We start from the raw sequence: 25,881 nt of genomic DNA on the forward strand, positions 1-25,881 counted from the left end.
ATTGGAAACTGGCACTTTTATTTCTATGCACGTGCCTTAATACATTCGGCGATCATGCCGCCGTGAAAGCGACCGTTTTCAATAAAGATTTCGTTAGCATTATTGCCTGCTGCAATAACACCTGCAATGAAAATCCCTGAAACGTTTGTTTCCATCGTTTCTTCGTTAAATGTTGGACGTCCTGTCTCATCATCTATCCCGACACCCATCTTAGTTAAAAAGGAATGGTCTGGATGGTAACCAATCATGGCAAACACGTGATCATTATAGATCGTTTGCTCTTCGCCATCTTTATTAACGAATGAAATCTCTTTCTCCGTAATGCTAGTCACATTAGATTCAAACTCCATGCGGATGGTGCCGTTACGTACCAACGCATCAAATTCGGGAAGGATCCAAGGCTTCACACTTGGTGAATATGTCTCTCCTCGGTAGATGACGGTTACATGTGCATCTGCTTTTACTAATTCCAAAGCTGCATCGACACTGGAGTTTTTACCTCCAAGTACAGCAACATGCTTATCAAAATAAGGATGCCCTTCCTTGAAATAATGCGATACTTTATCCAAGTCAGCACCAGGCACATCCAGTTTATTGTGATTATCATAATAGCCCGTTGCAATGATGACATACTTTGTGGAGTAGGAATGTTTGGAGGTATGTACGATAAATGAATCGTCCTGAACTTTTTCCACATGCTCTACTAATTCAAACGCGTTCACTTCAATTTTCTTTCTCTTCACTACTTCCCGATAGTAAGTCAGGGCTTGGATTCTAACAGGTTTTCTATTTTCTGTAATAAAAGGCACTTCGCCTATCTCCAGCTTCTCGCTTGAGCTGAAGAATGTTTGGTGCGTTGGGTAATTGTAGATGGCATTTACAATGTTTCCTTTTTCTATGACAAGCGGGGATAGCCCTGCATCTTTTAGTGCAATGGCTGCTGCCAAGCCGCATGGACCACCGCCGACAATGATGGCATCTCTGTTTATCACCGTTGTTCAACTCCGTATTCAGTATTTGAGTATTATGAAAATCTAAGGGTTTTCTCCAAAATGAAAATCCCCCATCACTATATGATAGGGGATTGTGAAAGCTTAAGCAAATATTAAATCCAGCCTCTAAAGCGGGAAGCTTCCGCCATTTTACGTGCACCGACCATGTAAGCGGATAAACGCATGTCAACACGACGGCTTTGTGATGTTTCGTACACATTGTTGAACGATTTCACCATTACTTTTTCAAGCTTTTCTTCTACTTCTTCTTCTGTCCAGTAATAACCCTGGTTGTTTTGTACCCATTCAAAGTAAGATACCGTCACTCCACCTGCACTTGCTAGCACATCCGGAACCAGAAGGATGCCACGGTCTGTTAGGATTTGTGTACCTTCAATAGTTGTAGGTCCATTCGCTGCTTCTACAACAATTTTAGCACGAATATTGTGTGCGTTCTCTTCTGTGATTTGGTTTTCGATAGCTGCCGGAACCAAAATATCACATTCAAGCTCAAGCAATTCTTTGTTGGTAATAGTGTTGTTGAAAAGTTTTGTCACCGTTCCGAAACTGTCACGACGATCCAACAAATAGTCGATGTCCAATCCGTTTGGATCATATAGTCCACCGTAAGCATCAGAAATACCTACAACTTTTGCGCCTGCATCATGCATGAACTTGGAAAGGTAACTACCCGCATTACCGAAACCTTGTACAACCACGCGAGCACCTTCAATGTTAATACCTTTTTTCTTCGCTGCTTCACGAATGCAGATGGTAACCCCTTTGGCAGTAGCTGATTCACGGCCATGGGAACCACCTAGTACTAGAGGTTTTCCAGTAATAAATCCTGGAGAGTTGAATTCATCTATTCTGCTATATTCATCCATCATCCAAGCCATAATTTGGGAGTTGGTGAAGACGTCTGGAGCAGGGATATCTTTTGTTGGTCCTACAATTTGACTGATTGCGCGAACATAGCCACGGCTTAGTCTTTCTAGTTCTCTAAAAGACATTTCACGAGGATCGCAGACAATCCCGCCTTTACCTCCACCGTATGGAAGATCCACTATTCCACATTTTAAGCTCATCCAAATGGATAGTGCTTTTACTTCTTTTTCAGAGACATTTGGATGGAAACGAATTCCACCTTTAGTTGGTCCAACTGCATCATTATGTTGTGCGCGATATCCAGTAAAGATCTTCACAGATCCGTCATCCATGCGGACAGGGATCTTCACCGTAAGCATGCGCATAGGTTCTTTTAGTAATTCATAGACTTCTTCGGGATAGCCTAGCCTTTCTAATGCTTTATGTATAACAACTTGTGTCGATTTTAATACATCTAACTTGTCTTCGTTAGAACTTTTTTTATCATTGCTTTTCTCGGCTACCATAAGTAAACCTCCTAGATTGTCTCACATAATAAGATTGAAATAGTCCATCTTCATGACATAGTATACACCTTACTTCAACTTATGCAAAGATAGAAAATAAACTTTTATTAAAAAAATGTAACCGATTTCAAAACGTAAGAAATATCAGAAAATACTTACAGCCTACACTACAAAATGATTTATGTAGAATAGGCTGCTTTCTAATTAAAATACGAATTTATTTGCTTCATAGCTGAATGGTTCATAATCAATTTCCCATATTCTTCTATTCGGTGTATCGTCATGGTCGATGGTGTGCCGTATTCAGACAATAGTGCAATTAAGGTGTCGATATCCATGTCTGCATCCACATCTTCTTCCATCAGGAGAAGATAGAACATTTGATCATGCGAATAGATAATACCGCCATTTATATTGAGGCATTGAAGCCTTTTGGCTAAATCGATTAAGTGGTCAAAAGATTGAAACACATAAAACAGTTCTTGGCATTCATCTACTGTCACTTGCATTTCTATATAATCATCATTGAACTCTTCTTCTATTTCCTCATGTTCTGTTGATGTTACAATTACCACCATACCCTGAGCTTGAAGAGCATATACTTCTACATTCAATGATCCGCTCACTTCAAAACCCAGCTCCGCACTAGCTTCATCAATCATGTCACGAAACAGCTGATGAACCTTTTGCGAATCTTTCCATAAATCCTCTTTTGTTAACCCGCGATCTTCCAAGTCATCAAAAGTGAGGAATATCTTTATCTTGTTGTAGTTTAAACGTTCCAGCCGCATGAAAGACTCCTCCCAACCTTTAACACCATAGAACTTCTTACATTTTATGATAAAAGGTGTAAGTTGGTTCGTGAGTAATTCTTATTATTGAGCATGAAATCAGTTCATTCTGACCCTTAGCCAATCTTCCCATTCTTTCATGGAGTTTCCGATCATATGATCAGCATATTGCCTTTTTTTATTTTCTGGCATTTTATCCACTGCGGTACCACCCAAACCAATGATGAGGGCCGGATATTGTTCTTTAAGCGCTGTCACCATTTCCAATGTTTTGGGCAGGTTGATGGACAGTGTACATGACAGGAATAAAAATTTAGGCTGGACTTCTTTTAAAACAATATGAATATCTTCATCGGCAATACTAGTACCTAAGTATATGGTTTCAAAACCTTTTCTACGCACAAACAGTGTATATATCAATAACCCCAGTTCATGCCATTCACCCGGGCCGCATACTGACACGGTTTTAGGTAGGAATCCATTCACTGGTAACCCATGAAGAATCATTCCAATTCGAGAACGCAAAAATGCAGACGCAAAGTGTTCATGTGCGCTTGATATTTCATCATTTTCCCACATGTCGCCAACCTTCACCAATAGCGTACCCAAAATATCTATCAACACTTTTTCTACAGAATATAAGCTGAAAATTTTATCCATTAATTCATGAGCTTGACCTTCATTGAACTCCAATAGAGCTTCTAGCAATTGGTTTAGCAAATCAGTAGATAAATCCTCTTGATCCGTATGTTGTGGGGAATCTGATTCCAAAAGAGCCTGAGTGTTTTTTTCAAAGAGTGAAACAGCTTGACTGATGGTAAAGCCTTTATTTACCCTCTGTATCAGCCACTTCAGTATTTTGATATGCTCTTCCGTGTATAAGCGGTGCCCGGACTCATTCCTTACGGGAGCGATGATCTGATATCTTCTTTCCCAGGCCCTTAATGTACCCGGTTGGATACCCAGCATTTTGGATGCTGCCTTAATATTGTATTTACCTTCATTATTTGCCATACAGATCCCTTTCTCTCTTTTCAAAATCATTACTTGCATTATATAGCACGAATGTTACTGTGTAAACTTTGTATAGGTTTTGAACAGGTTACATCTTTTCTGCAAGACCTAAGAAAGTTATGCCAACAAAGTAAAAAGCGGCACCTGAAAATCAGGCCTCCGCTCGTGTAGTAACGGTCAATATATGTGTTTCAGACGGGGCACCAAGCCTAAGCGGTACTAAGGACGTCCCAAAGCCATTACTGATTAACTGTGTTGTATGAGGCAAATGAGTCAGCCTTCCTTTTTCATGAGGGCCGAAACCAAAAATCCTAATTTGCCCGCCGTGGGTATGCCCGCTTAATACCAGACTGATTTTTTCAGCAGCTGTAAACTTGTCAACAATTTCGGGTTCATGACTGATTAAGATTTTAAAACTTTCGCTCTTCGTTTCTTCTAGAGCGGTCTTAAGTTCGTCCCGTTCATGGACCAAGTCGTCCACCCCAACTAATTCCAGCCGATCTCCATGTTCGCTTTCAAATAAGTAGCTAGTGTTATCTAGTATTTTTACACCATGTTGAAGAAGAAGGGAATCTAATTCGTGATAATCGACCTCATAGTCATTATTTCCCCATACGAAAAAAACAATGCCCAGCTTCTTTAGTTGTTCAATATTTTCAGATACTTGTGTTAGAGGCACTTTCTTTTCCATCAAGTCTCCACCTATAATCACCAAATCTATGTTGTTTATTTTGCTTATGAACTCAGGGCTGATTTTCCGTTTATGAATATCTGAAATAAAGAAGATTCTTATTTCACCAAAGCTTTGCGGAAAATCTGGAAATGCAAGAGTTTGCTCGATAATATTTTCTTGCATTGCTTGCTTATACATATAGAAAAGAAGTGATACTCCAAGAAGAGCTACCACTCCAAGTATGATCCATATCATCTCGAACTTCCCCTTTTGTGCATAGTTGTAATCCAACTATATCATACAAGCCAAACTTTGTATCAAACTCACTTTGTCTCATGATATAAATTGATATCAAACTCTTTTTTCATAAGATCAAACACTTGGTGTCTTTGCTTCCAGTCTACAGGCTTTGACCAATAGTCATCACTGCGTTTTACCATTTCTTTTCTAAGGTCATGGTACTCTTTTTCCGCCTTATCTTTTTTATACAGCAGGTACTTAATCATCCCAATCTGATAGGCAATAAACATGACAATCCAAAAATGAATGGAGCGATCAAAGAAATAGGAAATGCTTGCTGAATAAGAAGAAGATTGCTTGAAAATAAAGAAGTAAATGTAGATTAAAAATAACCCTAAAGTAATGCAGCAGGATATTCTCCATCTCCATTCCCTTTTTTTGAATGTATCTTGTTTTCGTTTTTTGTCCACTAAGAGTTGTAGTGTTTGTTTTGTTGCTTCGTCTGTATGATGATTGAGCGTTTTGATTACATGTTCCACTGTCATCCCCTCTTTCCAACCTGTCCTACTAGAAAACTATGCAGAACAAGCCCACTCTATGATTTACTAATGGAAAGACTGAGAATAAAAGAAAAAACACAGAGAGATTCTGTGCTTTCAGGTTGTTACATAAATTTTATCTATTAACTGGTATGAGAAGCTTTTGGCCGACGTTTACTTGGCCGTTTACAAGGTTATTGTGGTCGCTGATGATTCTTTCTCCATCTCTGCTGCTGAAGTATTTCATCGAAATGCGGTAAAGAGTTTCACTTTCTTGGACGATATGCTCTATATATGTCACATTGGATGATTCCTCTTCCACTTCCTCTTCGGTTACATCCACTTCTTCGGTTTCAGGTTGTGATGCAGGAGCGGAGTCACTTTGCTCAGTAGTACTTTTACTCTCTTCCTTCTCTGCAGTTTTCCCTGGACCATCTGCTGTTTCATTTCCTTGGTCTGTAACCTCTTCCGCTTCATTGTCTCGGGTAGACATCTGTTCAGCAGCAACAGGCGTTTCCTCGTCATTCTTATCAGCTTTGTCTACAGTACTTGCAGAAACATTCTTAGGAATGGATATTTGTTCCACGTTTTTAACTGCCGGCGTAAACATTTTGTCCAAGAAGTTGGTCTCCTGATTATTAAAATGTATAGCCATAATACTGATAGGAATTAGCAAAAATAATACACCTATCAGCCTGACGAACGGAAAGTTTACTTTCCATTTTGTTTTTTTGCTTCGTTTTTGTGCGTGAAGCTCACTTCTGGATGGTAGTTTATTCGATTCTTTTTCAACTTCTTCCCGTAACCCGTCTGCTTGATCTAACCCTTTATTGTTCTCCATCGCTCACCACTCCCGTCTTCCACTTGTTTTTAGTTTTCAAATAGTCTGCTCTAATCTTGCAAGCAAGCAACATATCAATCAGGAAATGGGCCCAAATGGTAACCCATAAACTGCTTGTGACTTCATAGGTGTATCCTAATATAAAGCTGATAATGACAACCGAGATGAACAATACCCATTTATGTAAGTACCTGATATGAAGTACTGCAAACAAAATACTGGCAACCCAAATTCCAAAATGGGTTTGTAACACTCCTCGAAAAAGGAATTCCTCTGCAAAGGATATAATGAATGCCAAAATAATGATGTGCGGGAATGATCTTGTCTGAAACATTTTCTCATTAATACCGCCATCATCCAAAAGGCTTTTAGGCACCCTTTTCATAAGTAAAAGATCCGCGCCTACCACAATAAGTGCGACGACTGTCCCAATGACAAAAATGTCTACTGGCTGCCATGCAAATATTTCTTTAAAGGATCCGAAACTGTTAAACAAAAAATAGGCTAGTACGAGTCCGATTGCGAAAAAAGCTATTTGAGAAAGATAGAGATGATATAAAAGCTCTCTAGGATTCATATGTTTAATAATTTCTGCTTGTCTGTTTTTCAATTCTCATCTTCCTGCCAAAATATTTTTTTCAAAACCTTCTCCCAGGTTACAGGTTCATCTTCATTACTTTTTGAAGTGATTTTAATTTCCCTACTATAACTATCCAAATTCAATCCACAGTTATCACAACATTGTTGAATAGGGGTGAACATATCTTCATCAAAATAATGAAGCAATTCTTTTCTCCTGCAAAAAGCTGTGGTAGTCCAATTATTAAATTCCTCAAGCTTCGAACGTTTCATGGAAGTTCTTTTATCAATTCTTCCCTGTATCATTTCTATGCATTGTTCAAGAGTGGTGATATTGAGTTTCCCGTGTCTGTTTAAGAACTCGCTTAGTTGAAAAAAGAGATATCTCCAATGGGACTCCTGCTCTGGATATTGTTCTACCCATTCTTTCATTTGTTTCTTTGATAAAGAATCTATTTCAACGTATTTATTCACCAGATTCTGAAGGATAAATGACACCCACGCCTGATCAGGTAATTCATTGCCTATTATGAATTCTGGGAGCATCGCATCTTCCTTACTTTTCAGCAAGATTGCAATACTTTGGTTTCCCCCTCTTCCTGCACGACCAATTTCCTGGACATAAGACTCCATTTGAGTTGGTTGGTGGTAGTGAAGAACGTATCGTACATTACTTTTATTAATGCCCATCCCAAAAGCACTTGTACAGCAGATAATATCAATCTGGTCCATCAAAAACTGTTGTTGAATTAAAATTCGTTGTTCTTGTGATAATCCAGCATGATAATACGCGACCTTATCTACTCCATTTTCTGTTAGGTATTCATAAAGTTCTTCCGTCTTTGTTCTGCTTGAAAAATAGATGATACCTGGGGGTTGCAAGTCTGTTACCAATTCCAGTAACCGTTCCCTTTTTTCTTGGTTATTGATTACTTCCTCCACCTTCAAGGCTATGTTTGGCCTGTCCAATGAATTGATGTGAAACACAGGTTCTGACATACTTAAAAATGCTTGAATATCTTGTATGACCGCTTTTGTTGCTGTAGCAGTCAAGGCCAATGTTGGCGGTTCTCCAAGCATTTTTTTGACCGTTCCCAATTTCAAATAATCAGTCCGGAAGTCATGGCCCCATTGGGATACACAATGCGCTTCATCTACTACGAACAAATCGATACGTACTGTTTGGAGTTTCTTGATCCATTTATCTACCTGTAGCATTTCTGGTGAAATGAATAGGAATTTATAAGTATTCAAGTCAACGGACAACAGCTTTTCTTTTTCCGAGAAGGTTAAAAATGAGTTTAAGGCGACGACGCTTTTTTCTCCATTTGACCTTAGTTGTTGTACCTGGTCTTCCATTAAGGATAATAAAGGGGAAACAATGACAACTGTGCCCCTAAGAGCGTAACCTGGAAGTTGATAACATAGGGATTTACCTCCTCCTGTAGGAAGCAACGCAATGACATCTTTCTTTGAGAGGACATCCTCAATAATTTCTTTTTGTCCCGGTCTAAAAGAAGAAAATCCTGTTTTAACTTCCAGCAGGTTGTTTAGATTCATCGCTATCCCCCATCCTTGTCAGCACTAACCTTATTTGAAAATAGCTGATATCCAGATTGTTCAACTTCTCTTTTATTCTTCGAAGTTGATGTGTTTGCAAATCATGAATAACAGCCTTGATTACTTCTACGTCGTCCTCTTTCACATAAGGAGTTATCGAAAAATCATGAATCTGCATAGCAATCTCTACAACGTGATCTTCAATGGTACTTTCCTTCAATCTCCGGATATTGGCGATCTCAGGTAGACTGAGTCCTTGATGGAGCAGCTTCAAACTTTTTTGTGTCGTTTCAGTAAGCAGTGGTCTCACCAGCAAATCACGACAAATTAAAAAAAGACTTTTGTAGTTTGAAGCTGCACCTTTTTCCTCTAAGCTTTGAATGATAAAGTGCAGAGCTGATTGGAACTCTACGTGAATCCAGGCGGAGTCTTTTTTTAAGGTTTTGGCTATTTGCTCATCTGTATTTCCTGTATGCCGATAACCGGACAGTTTAAGTGCAAAGACAGTTGCCTGATTGGTCGGCAATTGAGAAAGCATACTGTTTGTTTCATTGAATAAATCGTTTAACAACTGTTTCTTTGAACTGCCTTTTTGACTCAATAAATAATTTTTTACCCACCCTTGGATATTATCGTCATATTGTATAGGGATAAAGGTATTATCCTTCCCTGCCAGATTAGATAAAGTTTGAATAAGCAGTGAATATCTCTTCCAAAAAGTCAAACTTTTATCTTTGTATGCATATCCATTTAAGTAGGGAGCAAAATAATAAAGTTTTTCGCCATCTGACAACTGCTTTTTACCTTTGTCTGTAACTTCGCAATGGTCGCTATGTACTTCACGAATAAGTTGTTCCGCCTGTAAATAATGTATTGTTTGTTGAAGAAAGTTTCTGTTTAGATCGGGAAAAAGTCCATATACATTCACCAATGAGAAGATATTGGCATCCTGTATAGTTTGAGAAGATTTCTTTCCTCTAAATAAATGGTATATCGCTGAAATGCTCCGTTCTCCTCTAAATGATTCCAGGCATTTCAGACACAAATATTCGAATGATTTCATCAAATTTCTACACCTTTCTTCCCCTACAGTCATTTTATCAAAATTTTGTAAAGGATGACATGTTTATCACATCTTTTCGTCGGGTAATCTAACAATATGTTTCAAAACCCTTGTGTGATAAGCATTCTCATTGAGTTTTCTATTGAAAAGTTGGGAAAACAGTTTTACAATATATAATATAAGGAATTGGTTTCCATCTAGATATTGGAAATCATTTAATTGACTAGTTACTATTTGGGAGGTTTATTTTCATGGCAAAATACACGATTGTTGACAAAGATACTTGTATCGCTTGTGGAGCATGCGGTGCTGCAGCTCCAGACATCTACGACTACGATGATGAAGGTATTGCATTTGTAACACTTGATGACAACCAAGGAATCGTAGAAATTCCTGATGTACTTGAAGAAGATATGATGGACGCGTTTGAAGGCTGTCCTACTGATTCAATTAAAATTGCTGATGAGCCATTCGATGGCGATGCATTAAAATTTGAATAGTTATAATAAAGAAGAAGCCCCGAATCCTTATGGAATTGGGGCTTCTTCTTTATTGCTTCTATTTAGACATTCTTTATTTCTAACTGACGGTCGAGCCAAATTGCAAGCTTCTTATATAACAATAAGAACAAGAAAGTGACAATCAACCCTTTGATTATATTAAATGGAAGGATACCCTTCACTATTCCTTCAATCATCTGAGCAGAAGACCCTGATGGGACATTAAGAAAATATGTGAATGCAGGCAAGAAAATATAGTAGTTGAGCACACTCATGATTACTGCCATGGAAACTGTACCCGCTACCAAACCTAATCCTAAACCTTTTGTTGTACGGATTTTATTAAAGATAAAATAAGTTGGCAGGATAAACAATACACCTGCAGTGAAATTAGCCAACTGACCAACAGGAACTCCTGTCATACTTCCTTGCACAATATAATGCAGGATATTTTTAATTGCTTCGACTGTGATACCTGCTACTGGTCCGAAAATAATGGCTGCCAGCAATGCTGGGACGTCACTGAAGTCCACAGATAAAAATGGTGGCAACAAAGGCAGTGGAAAGCTTAGCCACATAAGCAGGTAAGAAATACCGCTTAACATACCGACTGTTACCATTTTTTTGACGCGTTTTGATTGATTCATTTTTCTTCTCTCCTTTTCAAATGGAGATCCACCTCGTACGAAAAGAGAGAATTCAAAGATGTGTGTTTATTTCTTGATGCCAAACCACGCAAATAACCGCTTGTCAAAGTAACAAACGGGAGTACGAAGGCATCAGGAAATAAGCATCGAAAAAAATAGAAATTTCGACAACTTTGAACCTCCATCTTCTCCCATCCAGACTATACTGTCGGCTTTGGAATCGCACCAAATCCTGCCCCAACATCAGGCTCGCGGGCTTAGAGAATTTCTCTCATCACCGCCGATCGGGAATTTCACCCTGCCCCGAAGATAGATCATATTATTAACTTACGAGTTTATTATACTCAAAAAATAGTAAAAAGGGAAGAGAAATGAACTGGTATTCATTTTTTATAGGAATTTTGAAACAATAAGCGCTTACATAGGTTCGACCTGTTGTAAAGTCATTGACAGGCTTCCTGATAGATGATAAATTATCAGAAATTTTATTATATTTTTTTGGAGGGATTGCATTTATGTTTCATGTGCTCGTTGCAGATTCTATAAGTTCAGAAGGACTGACTCCGCTATTAGAAGCGGAAAATGTTAAAGTATATCGGAAAGATCGTGAAGGAGACGAATACAAACCAGAAGACATTGATGCGCTACTCGTTCGAAGTGCCACCCAGGTGGATGATGCCCTTCTCTCTTCTCTTTCCAATCTCCAAGTAGTCGCTAGAGCCGGAGTAGGCGTGGACAATATTGATATAACCGCTGCAACCAAAAGAGGCGTAGTCGTCATAAATGCACCCGATGGGAATACCATATCCACTGCAGAGCATACTTTTGCCATGATTTCTTCATTAGTGCGCCATATACCTCAAGCAAATATGAATGTGAAAGGCGCCGAATGGAGCAGAAAGAAGTTTATAGGTACAGAGTTATTCGGAAAAACGCTTGGAATTGTGGGATTTGGCCGTATTGGCGGCGAAATTGCCAAGCGTGCTAAAGCTTTTCAAATGAAAGTAGTAGTATACGATCCGTTTTTAACAGACACGAGGGCTGAGAAATTAAGTGTCACCTCGTTACCTTTAGATGAAGTGATGAAGCAAGCGGATATCATTACCGTACATACCCCTCTCACAAAGGAAACGAAAGGTTTGTTCAATAAAGATAATATCCCTCAATTAAAGAAAGGTGTTTATCTTGTTAACTGTGCCCGTGGTGGAATCATTGACGAAGAAGCATTGCTATACCATTTAAACACAGGCCATGTTGCTGGTGCTGCTCTAGATGTATTTGAGGTGGAGCCTCCAACCAACCGTGATCTTGTACAGCATGAGCATGTAATTGTTACACCTCATCTTGGGGCATCCACCAAAGAAGCACAATACAATGTTGCTTTCCAAGTTTCAAAAGATGTGCTGGCATATTTAAATGGCCAATCTGTTAATACAAGCATCAACCTGCCTACTATTCCAAAAGAAATTTACAAAAAGATTCAACCATTTTATCAACTTGGAAAAACCTTGGGATCCATTCTTTCTCAATCTGCCAAAACACCTATCGAAGAGATTACCGCAACGTACGCAGGTGTTATAACGGAGTGGGAAACATCTATTTTGACTAAAAGTATTATTGCAGGATTTTTACGGAATCGTGTCGATACGACTGTCAATGAAGTGAATGCTGCTACCATTGCAAAAGAACGTGGCATCAGTTATGGAGAAAAACATCAAACAGATAGTTATGGATACTCCAATATTATTCAAGTCGAGGCACGGGGAAATGATGTTAACTTAGTAGTAAGGGCGACATTCATTGAAGGTTTTGGCGCTAGAATTGTGCATATGAATGGATTTGACATCGACTTTGCACCTAGCGGCCATTTGCTTTATGTGCAGCATACGGATCGCCCTGGTGTAATCGGACAACTCGGGCTCATATTCGGTAAACACGAAACAAATATCGCAACCATGCATGTAGGACGGATGCTTCAAGGCGGAAAAGCCATTATGATGCTTTCTTTTGACCAGCCGCTTGAAAAAGTGCTCGTAGATGAAATCCTTCTCATACCGGATATTTCTTCTGCGATTATTTTAGAGTTGTAGGCTACCATAAATGATCCCCTTACTTTTTGGTAAGGGGATTTCGTTTGTCATTATTTTAGTAAGGAAATAATTAACCTAATTCTACTTCTCTGCGTTCTCCTCTTTTAAAGGTCATAATCGTTTTGTATCCTACTTCTTTAGCAAGCTGAACAGCCTGGTCATAATCGGCACCTACATGTTCAGGCACATGGGCATCCGAGGAGAGCACAATCGGCACCCCTTTGTCATGACACATTTTCAGCAAGCGTTTATCCGGATATAGCTCCCCTACCGGTTTCCTCAGTCCCGCAGTACTGATTTCCACACAAGTCTTAGAGTTGGCAAGTGCGGAAGCTGCTCGTTCATACTGCTCTAATAGAAATTCTTCATCCTTTGGTACGTATTTGAAAATCTTTACTAGATCTAGATGTCCGATTATATCGAACATATTTGACTCAGCAAGAGTAACAACCTGGTCAAAATATTTCGTATATACGTCATTGGTATCACGGCGATCCCACTCTTTACGAAACTCGGCCAAGTCAATCCCAAAGTCTCCAACCCAATGTATGGAACCGATCACATAGTCAAAAGGATAAGCATCAATAAATTTTTTCATCTCGGCATGCTTGCCAGGTGTATAGTCCATTTCAATGGACATTTTCACATTAATATTTTCATTCCAGGCCTGTTGGAAAAGTTGATAATACTTGGCCATATCATAATATCTTCGTTCCTCCACCCAGGGGTTGCTGAGAATATCTTTTGTTTGATAGAAATGATAGGCATGTTCTGAGACACCAAACTCTTCTATCCCTTTTTGTTGAGCTACTTTTGTAAATTGTTTCAAATAATCTAAAGTTAATGTCCCTCTCTCCAAATGGTTATGATAATCAGTCAGCATCGTATCATATCCTCTCTCTTCTATTTTTGCTTATTATACTATTTATCATAGAGAGATGGGTTATATTTTCAAAAAATTCATAAAGAAAAAAGATGCTTAATCAGCACCTTTTTCCTCATCATTTAATAGCGGGGTACTATCTCCCAAATTGTATAAGCTTCCGTCCTGATGGCCCGAATCATGATAGAACTCCTGCTCAAGCTTGAGATTTGTAGCCGTTGCTTCCTCTTGTGCTCTCAGCTTTTCTTTTGAAACCTTCTTCATCCCTTCACCTCTCCAATTATTGTGCAGTGTACCCACCGTCCATGACAACTGCTTGACCAGTAACACCTTTCGCCTTATCGCTTGCTAAAAAGAGCGCATAATCAGCAATTTCATCTACTGATAATAAACGCTTTTGAGGTACAAGCGGGTAAATGACCAATTCCAAGGCCTTTTCCAATGGAATGTTTCTAGTGTTTGCAAGATCTTGCAGCTGATTTCTAACAAGTGGGGTATCAACATAACCGGGACATAATGCATTCACTGTTATGCCGTGCTCTGCTCCTTCTAATGCAGCCACTTTCGTTAGTCCGACCACACCATGTTTCGCACTGTTATAACCAGCTTTCCCGGCAAAACCAATTAAACCGTTGATGGATGCCATGTTAAGAATACGACCAAAGCCGTTCTTTTTCATTAATGGAAAGACATGCTTGGTAGCCATGAATGGTGCGATAAGCATTATTTTCAGCAATAATTCGTACTTTTCAGTAGAGAACTCTTCGATAGGCGCAACGTGTTGCATCCCTGCATTATTGATCAGGATATCTAGGGACCCAAAATGTTCATATGTCTGGTCCAATGCACTTTTTACTTCTTCTTCTTTTGTCACATCACATTTAACCCCAAACACTTCATGCCCTTTGTCCTTCAATTGTTTGACCGCTTTTTCAATTCCTTCTTCGTTAATATCGGAAATAGCGACTTTCGCTCCATTCTCAGCAAAACGTTCCCCGATCTCATACCCTATTCCTTGTGCTGCCCCTGTGATAAATACAACTTTATTCTCAACCATCTTATTTCCTCCATTCCATTTTTACATAATTCCGATGCTTGCCATAATAATAGCCACCACAACAGCTACAGTTGGAATCAATAATGCTACCACTGCGATGTCCTTATAAGAATCTTTATGGGTTAGACCCGTTACCGCAAAAAGCGTAAGTAATGCGCCATTATGAGGTAAAATTGAAGCCCCTGAGGCAATGGCAGCAATACGGTGAAAGGCATCTGGATTCATTCCGGTAGATTGCGCCAATTGATAATATTGGTCTCCCAAAGCTTCCAGGGCGATACCCATACCTCCTGATGCAGAACCTGTAATCATCGCCATTAACTGAACGGACAATGCCTCGGAAATTAAGGGGTTCCCTTTTATCCCAAGTAGAATATCCGTTAACGTTTCAAAACCAGGAGCAGCAGTAACGACAGCACCGAAACCTACTGCTGCACTCGTATTGATGATGGCCATTACAGAACCAGATGCACCGCCATTAATTGCTCCAATAAACGATTTGTATTTTTTTATATTAAAAAGCATGATAGCCAATGTTCCCACAATCAGGGATGGAATGATGTCCCACTTAAAACCATTTAGTGTGATTACCACAATTAATAATGGCAGGAAGGACAATATCCAGTTAGGTAATTCTTCAGCTTTGATTTGTTTTACTTCCTGGCCCCCTTTTGGCTCATCAAATGTGTCACCCACTTTGGTTAATCGTCCTTCTCTCCACTTTAAATAGAAATAACCTCCAACAGCCATAATCAACCCGGCTACGATTCCCATAATAGGTGCTGAGAGCGGAGTAGTTTTAAAATAAGGAATAGGAATCAGGTTTTGGATTTGAGGCGTACCTGGCAAGGCAGTCATCGTAAACGTGAATGCTCCTAAAGCAAACGTACCCGGCAGCAGTTTTCTAGAAATATCCGCTTCTCTGAATAGTGCGATCGCAAGCGGATAGATGGCAAATACCACCACAAATAAACTCACCCCACCATATGTCAACACTGCTGCAGCAATTAACACTCCGAGAATGGCTCTCTTCTTGCCTAATAATTGAGTGATCTTAAATGCGACAGCTTGAGCTGCACCAGTGTCTTCCATCAATTTTCCAAAAATGGCCCCAAGTAAAAATACTGGAAACCATTGTTTTGCAAAGTCGACAAAGCCAGTCATATACGTTTGGGTATAGGCTGGTAAGAGATCTAGACCGCTTAATAACGCTACTACCGCAGAAACAAGTGGAGCTATCCAGATAATGGACCAGCCGAGGTATGCTAATAACATTAAAAGCACCAGCCCGACAATAATACTGAACATATGTACCCTCCTTTATGTGGGAGAAATGGGAATCTTCCATATATGGAGGTAGTATCCTCTTTTGGGGTTGGAAATATGTATATAGGTAGACGGGATGGGGGTTGAGGTTTTTGTAGAGGAGGTTGAGAGCGATTAAAAGGATCTACTTTCAAAATTAGGTAACTAGGGAGGGTTCTATTTGACCGAAGCAACTTGCTTTGCACCTTAAGAGTCTTATAGAAGCGGTCTATACGACCGAAGCTTTGGCAAGAGCTGCTCTTAAGTCTTATAGAGCCCTTCTATACGACCGAAGCTCTGGCAAAAGCTGCTCTTAAGTCTTATAGAGCCCTTCTATACGACCGAAGCTTTTGGAAAAACTACTCTTAAGTCTTATAGAACCCTCCTATACGACCGAAGCTTTGGCAAGAGTTGCTCTTAAGTCTTATAGAACTCTTCTCTCTTACCGTTTTTGCTTTTCTGAAAGAATTTCGGGCGGAGAGAACCCTTCCGTTTTTGCTTTTCCGAAAGAGTTTCGGGCGGAGAGACACCTTCTCTGTTACCATTTTAGCTTTCCCGTAGAAGTTTCGGGCAGAGATACCCCCAAAAAGTAAAAAAGCGTGCTCATCTGCACGCTTTTTAAACTTTACTCGCTATATGGAATTGGGTTCGGAGAGTAAGGCACGCTTACTTCTTCATTGAGTGTGATAGTTCCTATCGTTCCATCTTGTGAAGATTCAAACACCACACCTCTAACTCCAAATTCTTTTGCTACCATCATCATCGCTTCAAGGGCAAAGATTGTTTCGTCGTTATTTTCAAGTACGCTGCCATCCCCTAGCTTAATCCTAACCACTGTACCATCACTTTCTAGCCCCAATCCCTCCACTTGCACCGTAACAGGAATGGATGGCTCTAGTTTACTGTTCTCAGCTTGCTCTGGTACACTTGTCATCGCTTTGAGAGCATCACCAATGGAAGTATACCGTTCATGACCTGGGACAAGTAAAGGCAGGCTACCTGTGTGATATTTGAAATAAGCCCTCTTGTTTTTAGTCTGGTATTCTACCGGTCCATCATATACATCATTGCCAACTTGCACACCTTTGGTTGATCCGTTATCACTAAATAAGAAATGAGTATATTGATTGCTGAAAGTATCACTAAGTTCTTTAGAGAAAAGATTATCTTGATAGGTTGTTAAACCTTTAGCCATATCAGTTACATCTAAGATTGGCATCGGTCTATCTAACCCTATGTCGCCTTCTGATATTTTTACATTGTCATTAATAGTCGGCACCATGACCCCATAATCCTCGTATGCAATCCCCCCTCGCACCTTATTGAGAGCATCTACATATGTTTCATTTTCACCACGAGGAACAATCACCGTCAGTGGAGTGGTAGAACCACCATGTTCATAATTATCTGCCTCCAACAAGGACACCCCAATGGTAACAGCGTACTCGGATTCTACATTATAGGAAGGTGTAACAAAACTTTTACCATCTGCTGAACTGATCTCCGCTGCAGCAAAGTCATTGGATTCCTCATCACCTTCTGCCTTTAGTGAAGTTTCTTCCTCTTCTTCGATGGCTTCTCTGCTGGTGTCTGCGGCAGAATCATCTGAGTTTTCATCTGAATTCATTGTTGCGATGTCCATACTTTCTTCTGAACTGCTATCAGAGCCACTTAAGCTCATATCGAACTGCATGTTGTTTACGAACATAGGTGCAACCAGGGCGAAAAGGACTAAAGCCGCAACCAATGCAAAAGCAGGTACTATTTTAGACCGGCGAGGGGAATGGGCTAGTTTTGGTTGTATATCTCTATATATTTGTTTCGGGTCACGATCATCTTTAAGTTTAGGCATTTGCCTTAACAACTTTTCCATTTGTTCTTCGTCATTATGACGCATTGCTGTTTCCTCCTTTCTCTTGAAGTTCTTCCATATATGCCTTCAAGACCTTTAAGGCTCTATGTTGAGTTGTTTTCACCTTACTTTCCGTCCAGCCAAGAATTTGGGCTGTTTCTTGAATAGTAAGGGCTTGTATGTACCGCAGGATAAGGACTAGTCGGTGATCGACTTTACATTTATCCAAACACCGGTACATTTGTTGGACTTGTTCATTTTGTACGGCTATCTCTTCAGGAAGTGGAGCGTGATCTCTGACTTGTTGTTTATTCCAGTCGAAAGTTTCAAGTAGTTTGTTTTTCCATCCTTTTTGTTTGCGAAAGGAATCAATGGCAACGTGCTTGGCAATCGAAAACAGCCAGGTCTTTTCACTGCTTTTCCCTTCAAAACGATCATAGGAACGCAAAACTTTTATATAAACTTCTTGAACGAGGTCTTCCGCTTGCTCCTTGTTGTTCACCATGTAATATAAGAACTGATAAACATCCTGGTGATATTTTTCATAGAGCTCTTGAAAAACGGTATTCATAGTTTCCCTCCGTTCATTTCATTAGTCGTATATTATAGTAAGAAAGTTACATTACAAATATATTAAAAAAATTACAATTTGACTAGGGTTATTTGGTAATTATTTCTTTTGTTTTTTGTGTGTAATATAAGTATAAGGGATGTCCGTATAGGATTGTAGGGATTTTTGTAGGCTTTTCCAAAGAGGTTATATACATATTTCGACCTATTTTGATTACGCCGCTGTTGATTTCCGCAAATGGCTTCGCTTTCCGCGGGCGACCTTGAGCCTCCTCACTTCGTTGGAGGGTCTCAACAATGTCGCTACTCTCCCGCAGGAGTCTTCGCCAACTGCTCCAATCACCAGCTAGAAATTCCTAGTAACTCTGCTTCAATTTTTTACATAGTAAAGCGCCAACCCAATTGGATTGGCGCTCCTCTTTTATTTCTTGTAGGTGCTGCTCATTTGATATTGTGCTAGGCTCTCTTTTCTTTTGATGATAAAGGGTGCTCTTTCGTTTAAGAGTTTGGAAAGGATCGGATACAACACGATAAAAAATACGACATTTCCAACTGCATGGTTTATATCAAATGGTAGTCCAGCAAGATAATATGGCCAAAATGGAAATCCTCCGACAATCATGTTTTGGATCGAGAAAACAAAACCGAAAAACAGCCCGCAAAGTCCAGCATAGATGGAAAGGATAAATACTGGAATTCTTTTAAACCATATCCCAATTGCTCCACTTAATAATCCAATAATGGACCATGCAAAGATTTGTGTGAATGTCCACATGCCAGTACCAAGGACCAGGTTCGTTGCAAAGGTAGTACCTACTGCAAGAATCACACCTGAAACCGGCCCCATCCAGAAAGCACATATAATGATGATTGCTGTCACTGGCTGGACGTTAGGTACGGAGGCGAAAACGATTCTCCCCACTACACAAAGGGCTATTAATACACCAAGTAGCGCTATTTTTCTGGTTGTCATCATCATTCCACCTTTTGATAATCAAAATGAACTTCGTCGTTCTCCTCTAGCGTATAATCACTTGCACCGACCATTAAGCTTTCACCGTTGACGGAGATGTTCCAATAATAATCAGATTCTTCCTCAGAGCCCAGGCCGTCAATTCCGACGATGAAATCTCCTCCAAATCCTGTAGTAAGCTCAAAATTGCGGTCCATGACTTCCATCAAAGACTCCCCTTCCTCAAACTCTACAGTCTCCTCACTGATGACTTCTTCGCCTTCTTTCGTTAGTTTGATCGTGGTGGAAAGTTGGCTTTCTTGTTGTTCTTGAGTTTCAGCAGGTGTTTCATTATTAGCTGTATGATTTGTTTCATTTCCTGCATTAGCACAGCCTGTAATGGCAAGAGTTAATGATAGTAAAAGTGTTAGTAAAAGTTTTTTCATATGTTTTTTCCCCTTATGTAATTAATTTGCAGTGCAAGTTGTAAAACCGTATCTTTTCTCCTCCTATCTTTACCCCTAATGTCCCAATCGATCTGTGATGAGCAAAACAAAAAACCTCATCCAATTTCAGGATGAGGCGATAACGGCAATGTCATAATACGACAAATAAAGACAGATTTCTGCCGTCTCTCCTACTCAACCCCCGAAGTATTGAAACTGGTATAATAATTGGCAGGTCTACTGACTTATGCTTCTTCCTACTTTGAGCCTTCCCATATGAGGACCTAATTTCTTAAGCCCGTTCATACAGTGGTCATCTCATTTCGTCCACATTTACAGTTGCGGGGACAGTTTTGGCATTTCACCAAATTCCCTATTAAGTCACCATCGTGACACCAACTATTTCGTATTGCTATTCAATTAACTATGTTTCATATTACAAGATATGTCTGGTCTTGACAAGATAATGTTTCATAGAAAACAAGATTTTTCGCTACACATCTCCATTTTGAGAGTGTTTTTGCGGAATATACATGGAAAATGTCGTTCCCTCGTTCTCTTTTGAATGAACGGATATGGTACCCCGGTGTGCTTCTATGATGTTTTTCACAATGGCAAGTCCCAGTCCTGTACCTGCACGCCCTCTTGTACGCGCTTTGTCCGCCTTATAGAAGCGTTCAAAAACAAAAGGCAGATCTTCTTCAGGTATGCCGTGCCCAGAATCTTTTACATCTATTTTGACACCGTTGTTTATTAATTTTGCATGGATGATTATGGTCCCATCGTCTGCTGTATGGCGAATGGCGTTGTCCACCAGGTTTGTCATTACCTGTTCCATACGGTCTACATCCATTTGGATGGCCCCATCACCTTCTACATGTGATTGCAACACGATAGACTTTTCTTTTGCAAGGCCCTGAAACTTTCTTGTTATCTTTTCGACAAAGGCGACAATATTGGCATTTTCATAATTCAATGAAATATGACCGGCTTCCATTCTCGCAAGATCTAATAAGTCATTTACGAGGCGCCCCATTCTTAAAGATTCATCATAAATAACGGAAGCAAGTTCTTTTTTCTCTTCATCCGTTCCGGCAATATCATCGACAATTGCTTCACTGTAGCCTTGCAGCATGGAAATTGGTGTACGCAATTCATGGGACACATTGGCAATGAAATCTTTACGAAGTTTGTCCAACCTTCTCTCTTCCGTCATATCCCGTATTACTGCAACAGCGCCGCGGATATGGGTTTGCGTATATAGTGGACTCATTACGATTACCCACGTACGTCCTTGATAGGTTAATTCTATACTTTGTTCTTTTTCAACAGAAATAGCCCGTTGGAACATTTCCATTACCTCACCTGGCAAGTCTTCCCCGCTGGCATTGCCTTCTTGATAGTACCAGGCTTGTAAAAATTTCTCCGCCGGTGGATTCGTTACAAGAATGGTGCCATCTCGGTTTAAGGTGATAACCCCATCTGCCATACTGCTGAGAATGTTGGCTAAATGTTCCTTCTCTTGATTCAAAGCGTTAATATTAAACTTGAGTTGTCTGCCCATTTGATTAAAGGCCATCCCAAGTTCCCCAATTTCGTCCGATGTTAAAATTGGAACCTTAGTATCGAACTTCCCTCTTGCGACTTCAAAAGCAGCCTCTCTCATATTACGCAGAGGTGCTGTAATTCTTGTAGACAAGAAGAATGCGAAAATGGTCGTTAAAAAGATTGCAAAACCTGCAGCAAGCAGAATAAGTTTTGTTGTTTGTTTGGTTGTTTCTTTTACGGCAAGCAGGGACTGATAAACGAAAACAGCTCCATCTTTATCCTCATTAATATGCAAAGGAATTCCGACGATCATCACTTCGCCTTGCATTTCATCTGTAATTTGGAAATCGGGCAAATAAGTCTTTTTCGTTACAATCGGCTGATCTTCAAAGACGAGGGAAAGGTCCGGGTCGTTTAGGAAGAATTCAGCAGGTAAATGGTCGATTTGAGATGTCGGAGAATGAGAGTACTCTCCCTTGTCTGTAAAAATAACCACCTGAGACACTTCATCAACAAGCTCCCAAGCTATTGATTTCGATTGTTCCATGTCTTCATGCTGTTCCAAAATTAATGAAATCTTACTCGCTGCCTGGGTCAAATCCTTTTCTGCTTCCTGTACATGGTAATTCTCAAAGAATTCTAGTAAAAGAATGGTTAAAACAAATAATACAAATGAAACTAAAAGTAACACAGTAAGCCAGAGCTTACCAACTACACTTCTCCAAATCATGATTCATTGCCAACCTCGAATTTATAGCCTACGCCCCATACTGTTACAATCATTTTAGAGGCTGGTTCTGACACTTTGTTCAATTTCTCGCGTAGACGTTTCACATGCGTATCAACTGTTCGTAAATCCCCAAAGAACTCGTATTGCCATACTTCTTTCAACAGTTGCTCGCGGTCGAAAACTTTATCAGGAGATTTTGCAAGGAAGTAAAGTAGTTCATATTCTTTAGGGGTAAGATTTATTTCTTTCCCTTCAGATGTCACTCTGTGTGCATCATTATCGATGGTCAAATGAGGAAATACGATGACATCCTTTGTTGTCGTTTCAGTAGTCAGGAACGTTGTGCTAGAGGAGCGACGTAATAACGCTTTCACTCTAAGCACTACTTCTCTTGGACTGAACGGTTTTACAATATAGTCGTCTGTTCCCATTTCAAACCCTTGCACTCGGTTCGTTTCTTCCCCTTTAGCTGTCAGCATGATAATAGGTGTCGCCTTTTTCTCCCTGATTTCTTTACACACTTCCATACCGTCCATGCCAGGCATCATAACATCCAGCAGTATGACATCATATTCTTTTTCAAGCGCCATCTCCAGAGCTGTGTTGCCGTTATCTGCTTCTTCAATGACGTAATTTTCTCTTTCAAGGTACATTTTCAATAACCTTCTAATACGGTCCTCATCATCCACTACAAGGATTCTCACTTCTTTTTCCATATTTCTTAAACCCCCTTTAATTATCTGCAAGAAAAGCCCCCACAATATTGTGAAGGCCGGTTATCTGTATTACATCGCGTAGGAATGAAGCCCTGCAATGATTAAGTTAACGCCAATTAAGTTAAACAGGATGATCGCAAAACCAACAAGCGTGAGCCATGCGGATTTTTCGCCTTCCCATCCTTTAGAAAGACGGAGATGAAGATATCCTGCATAGAATAACCATGTGATAAACGCCCATACTTCTTTTGGATCCCAAGCCCAGAATCTTGACCAGGCTATTTGAGCCCAAATGGCGGCAAAGATAAGTCCACCAAGTGTGAAAACAGGGAAGCCTATTGTTACTGCTCGATAGCCAATTTCATCTACCACATCAAGATTCACCTTAGCAACTGCAGGCTTTAACGCTTTTCCGATAGGTTTTCTAATAATAACTCTTATTAAAAGATATAATATTGCTCCACCAAGTAGAGACCATATTACCGTGTTTAGTTTTACCGTGTTAATCCATGGCGAAAGATTAACAAGGGAATCCATTCTGTTTTCGGTCAATAATTCCCCTTCATTTGGGCCAACAATGGGATACAAGTTATATACCACCTGTTCTTCTGCCCCATCTTTATTGATGTAAGAGAATTGTGCCTCGTAATCCACTGCGCCAAACCCAATGGAGATGAATATAAAACCAAGGAAAGAAATTAACACATAAAGGGTAAATTCAACCCAGAAAGGCTTCTTGCCCTTTTTACTATAATCTACCACTTTCACCAAATAAATCAAACCTGCTGCAAAACTGACAGACAGAATAGCTATGCCTAGTGCTACCGTTGATACGTGAATCGCAAGCCAATGACTTTGCAATGCAGGTATCAAAGGAGAAATATCACTTGGAAACATAGCTGCATATGCAATCAACAGCAAGGCTATTGGGAGGGTGAAAACTCCCAGTGTACTAGTTTTATATATGAAATAAATAACGATAAAAGCTAAGACCATCATCATACCGAAGAAAGTTGTAAATTCAAATAGATTACTTACAGGTGCATGTCCTCCAGCAATCCAACGGGTAATAAAATAGCCTAGTTGAGCTGTAAACCCTAGGATTGTGATGAAAATCCCTATTTTCGCGGCTTTATTTCCTTGCTTACCGCGAATGGCCCCACCGAAGAAGGCTGTACCAATCAGATAAAGAATAAATGCAATATAAAGCAAATTACCACTTAGCTGAGCCATTTTTAAGCCTCCTCTTTCTTTTCTATCTTTTGTTCCTGCGTTTTTTCGGCTTCCACTTGATCTACAGGAATAGAAATAGAAGTATTTTCTAGCGCTTTATTAATTTCATTTTTTAATCCAAACCAGTTCTTGTTCGTATGACCCGCCACCATAATCTCATTGCCGTTCCTTCTGATCCAAACACGACGGTGGTTCCAATACATTCCTTGAATGACACCAATCATAAAGATCGCTCCGCCTGCGCCGAGAATCCATAATGTCAGGTCTTTTCGAACAGTCAATCCTGATACATTGCGCGTTTCTACCCCGGCAAATGTCATCTTGTTCTGGTTTGTACCATTAGGTTCTATGTTTTGTCGTATTGCTACGAGTGCAATTTCCCCCTCAGGCGTTTCAGGTGTAACCATTCTGAAAACGAATGCAGGATTATTAGGCACCCTGGTCTTGGTTGCAGGTTCTCCACCTTCTAAAGTGAAATCCGGAAAGTAATTTACGAGTTCCGCAGACACGCCTTCACCAAGGTCATATGTTTCTTGCGGATTTAGCAAGTCCACTTTTATTGTACCAAAACTGTCACCAGTATCCTTGTTTTCCAAGTTGAATGACATGCTCTTAAATTCATTCAATTTATAGTCTACTTGATAAAGAGCATAATTATCATGCTTCAAAGGCTTGTTCACTTGAACGGCATGCTCTTTTACTTTTTCTAATTCCGGTTCAGCCCCAACGATGTACTCCCCTTTACGCTCATATAAAACCGCGTTTGTTTGGAAATTACTCGCAATGGCATCTTCTCCAACTCTCGAAATAGCGGAATTGAATATTTCGTCGGAAGATTCACTATTATAAGTTTCATAAATAAAGCCTTCATTTTTTAAGTAGTATTGACCACCGGTACCCGGAATAAGCTGAGTTTCCCCTTCACGGACCCAAACTGTTTCATCCACATACATACCCGGGAAAAATCTAAGCATAGCACCAATAAGGAAAATGATGATTCCTATATGATTTACATAAGGACCCCATCTGGAGAATCGATTTTTCTCAGCAAGAATATTTCCATCTTCTTCTCGAACGTTAAATTTACGTTTCAGTAAACCTTGCTTAGCTTTTTCGATTTCTGAGCTTGGATCTTCGTCCACCACCGTCGTTCCATAAACCCTTTGGCGTTTCATGAAGCTCTCATGCCTTGTCACCCTTTGAGTTTTCAACGATTTATGTAAAGGGATAAATCGGTCTAAACTGGCGATGACTAAAGAAATACCTAAGGCAGCGATTAATAGCATGTACCACCAGGACCCATATAAATCATGGAAACCTAACGCATAATACATTTCTCCTGCAAACCCGTACTCTTGCTCATAATACATTTCAGCTGGGATTGCCTGATTGATATAATCTTTTTGAGGAAAAATAGTTCCGATGGAAGAGGTAACAAGAATAATGAAGATGATCCAGATACCAACTTTAACGGATGAAAAGAAATTCCATACTTTATCTATTATCGTCTTGTTATAGGTTTGTGAACGTCTCGCACTACCTTCATAGCGCATATCCAAAAGTTTTTCTTTACTTTGATCGTTTTCCGTTGGTTTTCCGCACGCTTCACAAAGTATGGTACCCTCTGGATTTAGGTGTCCACATTCACATTTTATTTCACTCATAC

General features: G+C 39.8%; 25 protein-coding genes and 2 riboswitches. Of the genes, 2 read left to right on the forward strand and 23 right to left on the reverse strand.

The window, feature by feature from the left end:
• Nucleotides 1-23: 23 nt before the first annotated feature.
• The 10 genes from K7887_RS12680 to K7887_RS12725 form a co-directional block, all read right to left on the reverse strand.
• A complete protein-coding gene (locus K7887_RS12680) occupies nucleotides 24-992 on the reverse strand; it encodes a YpdA family putative bacillithiol disulfide reductase (protein WP_223489624.1) in 969 nt (322 codons plus the stop codon).
• A gap of 113 nt (nucleotides 993-1,105) precedes the next feature.
• The gene (locus K7887_RS12685) at nucleotides 1,106-2,386 is read right to left on the reverse strand and encodes a Glu/Leu/Phe/Val family dehydrogenase (RefSeq protein WP_223489625.1); all 1,281 of its coding nucleotides are present in this window, start codon (nucleotides 2,384-2,386) and stop codon (nucleotides 1,106-1,108) included.
• Between the two features lie 200 nt (nucleotides 2,387-2,586).
• Nucleotides 2,587-3,177 (reverse strand): genetic competence negative regulator, encoded by a 591-nt coding sequence (locus K7887_RS12690; protein ID WP_223489627.1) that lies wholly within the window; start codon nucleotides 3,175-3,177, stop codon nucleotides 2,587-2,589.
• Nucleotides 3,178-3,276: 99 nt separating this feature from the next.
• Nucleotides 3,277-4,191, reverse strand: coding sequence for a MerR family transcriptional regulator (locus K7887_RS12695; protein ID WP_223489629.1), 915 nt, complete (start codon nucleotides 4,189-4,191; stop codon nucleotides 3,277-3,279).
• A 151-nt stretch (nucleotides 4,192-4,342) separates the two neighbouring features.
• The gene (locus K7887_RS12700; RefSeq protein WP_223489631.1) at nucleotides 4,343-5,119 is read right to left on the reverse strand and encodes a metallophosphoesterase; all 777 of its coding nucleotides are present in this window, start codon (nucleotides 5,117-5,119) and stop codon (nucleotides 4,343-4,345) included.
• Nucleotides 5,120-5,187: 68 nt separating this feature from the next.
• On the reverse strand, nucleotides 5,188-5,643 hold the full coding sequence (locus K7887_RS12705) for a DUF2663 family protein (RefSeq protein ID WP_223489633.1): 456 nt from the start codon (nucleotides 5,641-5,643) through the stop codon (nucleotides 5,188-5,190).
• A gap of 136 nt (nucleotides 5,644-5,779) precedes the next feature.
• Complete coding sequence (locus tag K7887_RS12710; RefSeq protein WP_223489635.1) at nucleotides 5,780-6,484, reverse strand: LysM peptidoglycan-binding domain-containing protein; 705 nt, start codon at nucleotides 6,482-6,484, stop codon at nucleotides 5,780-5,782.
• The gene (locus K7887_RS12715; protein ID WP_223489637.1) at nucleotides 6,471-7,094 is read right to left on the reverse strand and encodes a CPBP family intramembrane glutamic endopeptidase; all 624 of its coding nucleotides are present in this window, start codon (nucleotides 7,092-7,094) and stop codon (nucleotides 6,471-6,473) included. The genes K7887_RS12710 and K7887_RS12715 overlap by 14 nt, the downstream gene beginning before the upstream one ends.
• On the reverse strand, nucleotides 7,091-8,623 hold the full coding sequence (locus tag K7887_RS12720) for a RecQ family ATP-dependent DNA helicase (protein WP_223489639.1): 1,533 nt from the start codon (nucleotides 8,621-8,623) through the stop codon (nucleotides 7,091-7,093). The genes K7887_RS12715 and K7887_RS12720 overlap by 4 nt, the downstream gene beginning before the upstream one ends.
• Nucleotides 8,595-9,686, reverse strand: coding sequence for a YpbB family protein (locus tag K7887_RS12725; protein ID WP_223489641.1), 1,092 nt, complete (start codon nucleotides 9,684-9,686; stop codon nucleotides 8,595-8,597). The genes K7887_RS12720 and K7887_RS12725 overlap by 29 nt, the downstream gene beginning before the upstream one ends.
• Before the next feature lie 251 nt (nucleotides 9,687-9,937).
• Between K7887_RS12725 and K7887_RS12730 the strand changes: the two genes are divergently transcribed.
• Nucleotides 9,938-10,186, forward strand: coding sequence for a ferredoxin (locus K7887_RS12730; RefSeq protein ID WP_010194489.1), 249 nt, complete (start codon nucleotides 9,938-9,940; stop codon nucleotides 10,184-10,186).
• Nucleotides 10,187-10,248: 62 nt separating this feature from the next.
• On the opposite strand, the gene K7887_RS12735 is transcribed toward K7887_RS12730, so the two are convergent.
• A complete protein-coding gene (locus tag K7887_RS12735; RefSeq protein WP_223489643.1) occupies nucleotides 10,249-10,833 on the reverse strand; it encodes an ECF transporter S component in 585 nt (194 codons plus the stop codon).
• Between the two features lie 179 nt (nucleotides 10,834-11,012).
• A riboswitch (FMN riboswitch) is annotated at nucleotides 11,013-11,148 on the reverse strand.
• 200 nt (nucleotides 11,149-11,348) lie between these two features.
• Between K7887_RS12735 and serA the strand changes: the two genes are divergently transcribed.
• A complete protein-coding gene (gene serA / locus K7887_RS12740; RefSeq protein ID WP_223489645.1) occupies nucleotides 11,349-12,923 on the forward strand; it encodes a phosphoglycerate dehydrogenase in 1,575 nt (524 codons plus the stop codon).
• A gap of 70 nt (nucleotides 12,924-12,993) precedes the next feature.
• Here the strand turns inward: serA and K7887_RS12745 are convergent, their stop codons facing one another.
• The 12 genes from K7887_RS12745 to resB all read right to left on the reverse strand — a co-directional run bounded on the left by K7887_RS12745 (nucleotide 12,994) and on the right by resB (nucleotide 25,879).
• On the reverse strand, nucleotides 12,994-13,806 hold the full coding sequence (locus K7887_RS12745; RefSeq protein ID WP_223489647.1) for a histidinol-phosphatase: 813 nt from the start codon (nucleotides 13,804-13,806) through the stop codon (nucleotides 12,994-12,996).
• A 96-nt stretch (nucleotides 13,807-13,902) separates the two neighbouring features.
• Complete coding sequence (locus K7887_RS12750) at nucleotides 13,903-14,070, reverse strand: hypothetical protein (RefSeq protein ID WP_223489649.1); 168 nt, start codon at nucleotides 14,068-14,070, stop codon at nucleotides 13,903-13,905.
• Between the two features lie 16 nt (nucleotides 14,071-14,086).
• Nucleotides 14,087-14,863, reverse strand: coding sequence for a 3-hydroxybutyrate dehydrogenase (locus tag K7887_RS12755; protein WP_223489651.1), 777 nt, complete (start codon nucleotides 14,861-14,863; stop codon nucleotides 14,087-14,089).
• Between the two features lie 21 nt (nucleotides 14,864-14,884).
• On the reverse strand, nucleotides 14,885-16,171 hold the full coding sequence (locus tag K7887_RS12760) for a GntP family permease (RefSeq protein ID WP_223489653.1): 1,287 nt from the start codon (nucleotides 16,169-16,171) through the stop codon (nucleotides 14,885-14,887).
• A gap of 622 nt (nucleotides 16,172-16,793) precedes the next feature.
• Complete coding sequence (locus K7887_RS12765) at nucleotides 16,794-18,065, reverse strand: hypothetical protein (protein ID WP_223489654.1); 1,272 nt, start codon at nucleotides 18,063-18,065, stop codon at nucleotides 16,794-16,796.
• Nucleotides 18,055-18,591: an RNA polymerase sigma factor SigX gene (gene sigX, locus K7887_RS12770; RefSeq protein ID WP_223489656.1), complete on the reverse strand. Its 537-nt coding sequence runs from the start codon at nucleotides 18,589-18,591 to the stop codon at nucleotides 18,055-18,057. Before sigX ends, K7887_RS12765 begins: the two co-directional genes overlap by 11 nt.
• A gap of 420 nt (nucleotides 18,592-19,011) precedes the next feature.
• Nucleotides 19,012-19,563 (reverse strand): ECF transporter S component, encoded by a 552-nt coding sequence (locus K7887_RS12775; protein WP_223489658.1) that lies wholly within the window; start codon nucleotides 19,561-19,563, stop codon nucleotides 19,012-19,014.
• A 2-nt stretch (nucleotides 19,564-19,565) separates the two neighbouring features.
• A complete protein-coding gene (locus K7887_RS12780; RefSeq protein ID WP_223489660.1) occupies nucleotides 19,566-19,988 on the reverse strand; it encodes a DUF4430 domain-containing protein in 423 nt (140 codons plus the stop codon).
• Nucleotides 19,989-20,201: 213 nt separating this feature from the next.
• A riboswitch (cobalamin riboswitch) is annotated at nucleotides 20,202-20,403 on the reverse strand.
• 78 nt (nucleotides 20,404-20,481) lie between these two features.
• Nucleotides 20,482-22,266 (reverse strand): ATP-binding protein, encoded by a 1,785-nt coding sequence (locus K7887_RS12790; protein ID WP_399208328.1) that lies wholly within the window; start codon nucleotides 22,264-22,266, stop codon nucleotides 20,482-20,484.
• A complete protein-coding gene (locus K7887_RS12795) occupies nucleotides 22,263-22,982 on the reverse strand; it encodes a response regulator transcription factor (protein ID WP_010194457.1) in 720 nt (239 codons plus the stop codon). Before K7887_RS12795 ends, K7887_RS12790 begins: the two co-directional genes overlap by 4 nt.
• Nucleotides 22,983-23,051: 69 nt before the next feature.
• The gene (gene ccsB / locus K7887_RS12800; protein WP_223489661.1) at nucleotides 23,052-24,215 is read right to left on the reverse strand and encodes a c-type cytochrome biogenesis protein CcsB; all 1,164 of its coding nucleotides are present in this window, start codon (nucleotides 24,213-24,215) and stop codon (nucleotides 23,052-23,054) included.
• 2 nt (nucleotides 24,216-24,217) lie between these two features.
• Nucleotides 24,218-25,879 (reverse strand): cytochrome c biogenesis protein ResB, encoded by a 1,662-nt coding sequence (gene resB, locus K7887_RS12805; RefSeq protein ID WP_223489663.1) that lies wholly within the window; start codon nucleotides 25,877-25,879, stop codon nucleotides 24,218-24,220.
• Between the last annotated feature and the right edge of the window lie 2 nt (nucleotides 25,880-25,881).

Origin of the sequence: Sutcliffiella horikoshii, from assembly GCF_019931755.1 — a bacterium.
Lineage (GTDB): Bacteria > Bacillota > Bacilli > Bacillales > Bacillaceae_I > Sutcliffiella_A > Sutcliffiella_A horikoshii_E.

Coding starts and splice junctions, on each gene's coding strand:
- K7887_RS12685 (WP_223489625.1), bottom strand. CDS start 2,386: ATGGTAGCCGAGAAAAGCAATGATAAAAAAAGTTCTAACGAAGACAAG.
- K7887_RS12690 (WP_223489627.1), bottom strand. CDS start 3,177: ATGCGGCTGGAACGTTTAAACTACAACAAGATAAAGATATTCCTCACT.
- K7887_RS12695 (WP_223489629.1), bottom strand. CDS start 4,191: ATGGCAAATAATGAAGGTAAATACAATATTAAGGCAGCATCCAAAATG.
- K7887_RS12700 (WP_223489631.1), bottom strand. CDS start 5,119: ATGATATGGATCATACTTGGAGTGGTAGCTCTTCTTGGAGTATCACTT.
- K7887_RS12710 (WP_223489635.1), bottom strand. CDS start 6,484: ATGGAGAACAATAAAGGGTTAGATCAAGCAGACGGGTTACGGGAAGAA.
- K7887_RS12720 (WP_223489639.1), bottom strand. CDS start 8,623: ATGAATCTAAACAACCTGCTGGAAGTTAAAACAGGATTTTCTTCTTTT.
- K7887_RS12725 (WP_223489641.1), bottom strand. CDS start 9,686: ATGAAATCATTCGAATATTTGTGTCTGAAATGCCTGGAATCATTTAGA.
- K7887_RS12730 (WP_010194489.1), top strand. CDS start 9,938: ATGGCAAAATACACGATTGTTGACAAAGATACTTGTATCGCTTGTGGA.
- K7887_RS12735 (WP_223489643.1), bottom strand. CDS start 10,833: ATGAATCAATCAAAACGCGTCAAAAAAATGGTAACAGTCGGTATGTTA.
- serA (WP_223489645.1), top strand. CDS start 11,349: ATGTTTCATGTGCTCGTTGCAGATTCTATAAGTTCAGAAGGACTGACT.
- K7887_RS12745 (WP_223489647.1), bottom strand. CDS start 13,806: ATGCTGACTGATTATCATAACCATTTGGAGAGAGGGACATTAACTTTA.
- K7887_RS12750 (WP_223489649.1), bottom strand. CDS start 14,070: ATGAAGAAGGTTTCAAAAGAAAAGCTGAGAGCACAAGAGGAAGCAACG.
- K7887_RS12755 (WP_223489651.1), bottom strand. CDS start 14,863: ATGGTTGAGAATAAAGTTGTATTTATCACAGGGGCAGCACAAGGAATA.
- K7887_RS12760 (WP_223489653.1), bottom strand. CDS start 16,171: ATGTTCAGTATTATTGTCGGGCTGGTGCTTTTAATGTTATTAGCATAC.
- K7887_RS12765 (WP_223489654.1), bottom strand. CDS start 18,065: ATGCGTCATAATGACGAAGAACAAATGGAAAAGTTGTTAAGGCAAATG.
- sigX (WP_223489656.1), bottom strand. CDS start 18,591: ATGAATACCGTTTTTCAAGAGCTCTATGAAAAATATCACCAGGATGTT.
- K7887_RS12775 (WP_223489658.1), bottom strand. CDS start 19,563: ATGACAACCAGAAAAATAGCGCTACTTGGTGTATTAATAGCCCTTTGT.
- K7887_RS12780 (WP_223489660.1), bottom strand. CDS start 19,988: ATGAAAAAACTTTTACTAACACTTTTACTATCATTAACTCTTGCCATT.
- K7887_RS12790 (WP_399208328.1), bottom strand. CDS start 22,266: ATGATTTGGAGAAGTGTAGTTGGTAAGCTCTGGCTTACTGTGTTACTT.
- K7887_RS12795 (WP_010194457.1), bottom strand. CDS start 22,982: ATGGAAAAAGAAGTGAGAATCCTTGTAGTGGATGATGAGGACCGTATT.
- ccsB (WP_223489661.1), bottom strand. CDS start 24,215: ATGGCTCAGCTAAGTGGTAATTTGCTTTATATTGCATTTATTCTTTAT.
- resB (WP_223489663.1), bottom strand. CDS start 25,879: ATGAGTGAAATAAAATGTGAATGTGGACACCTAAATCCAGAGGGTACC.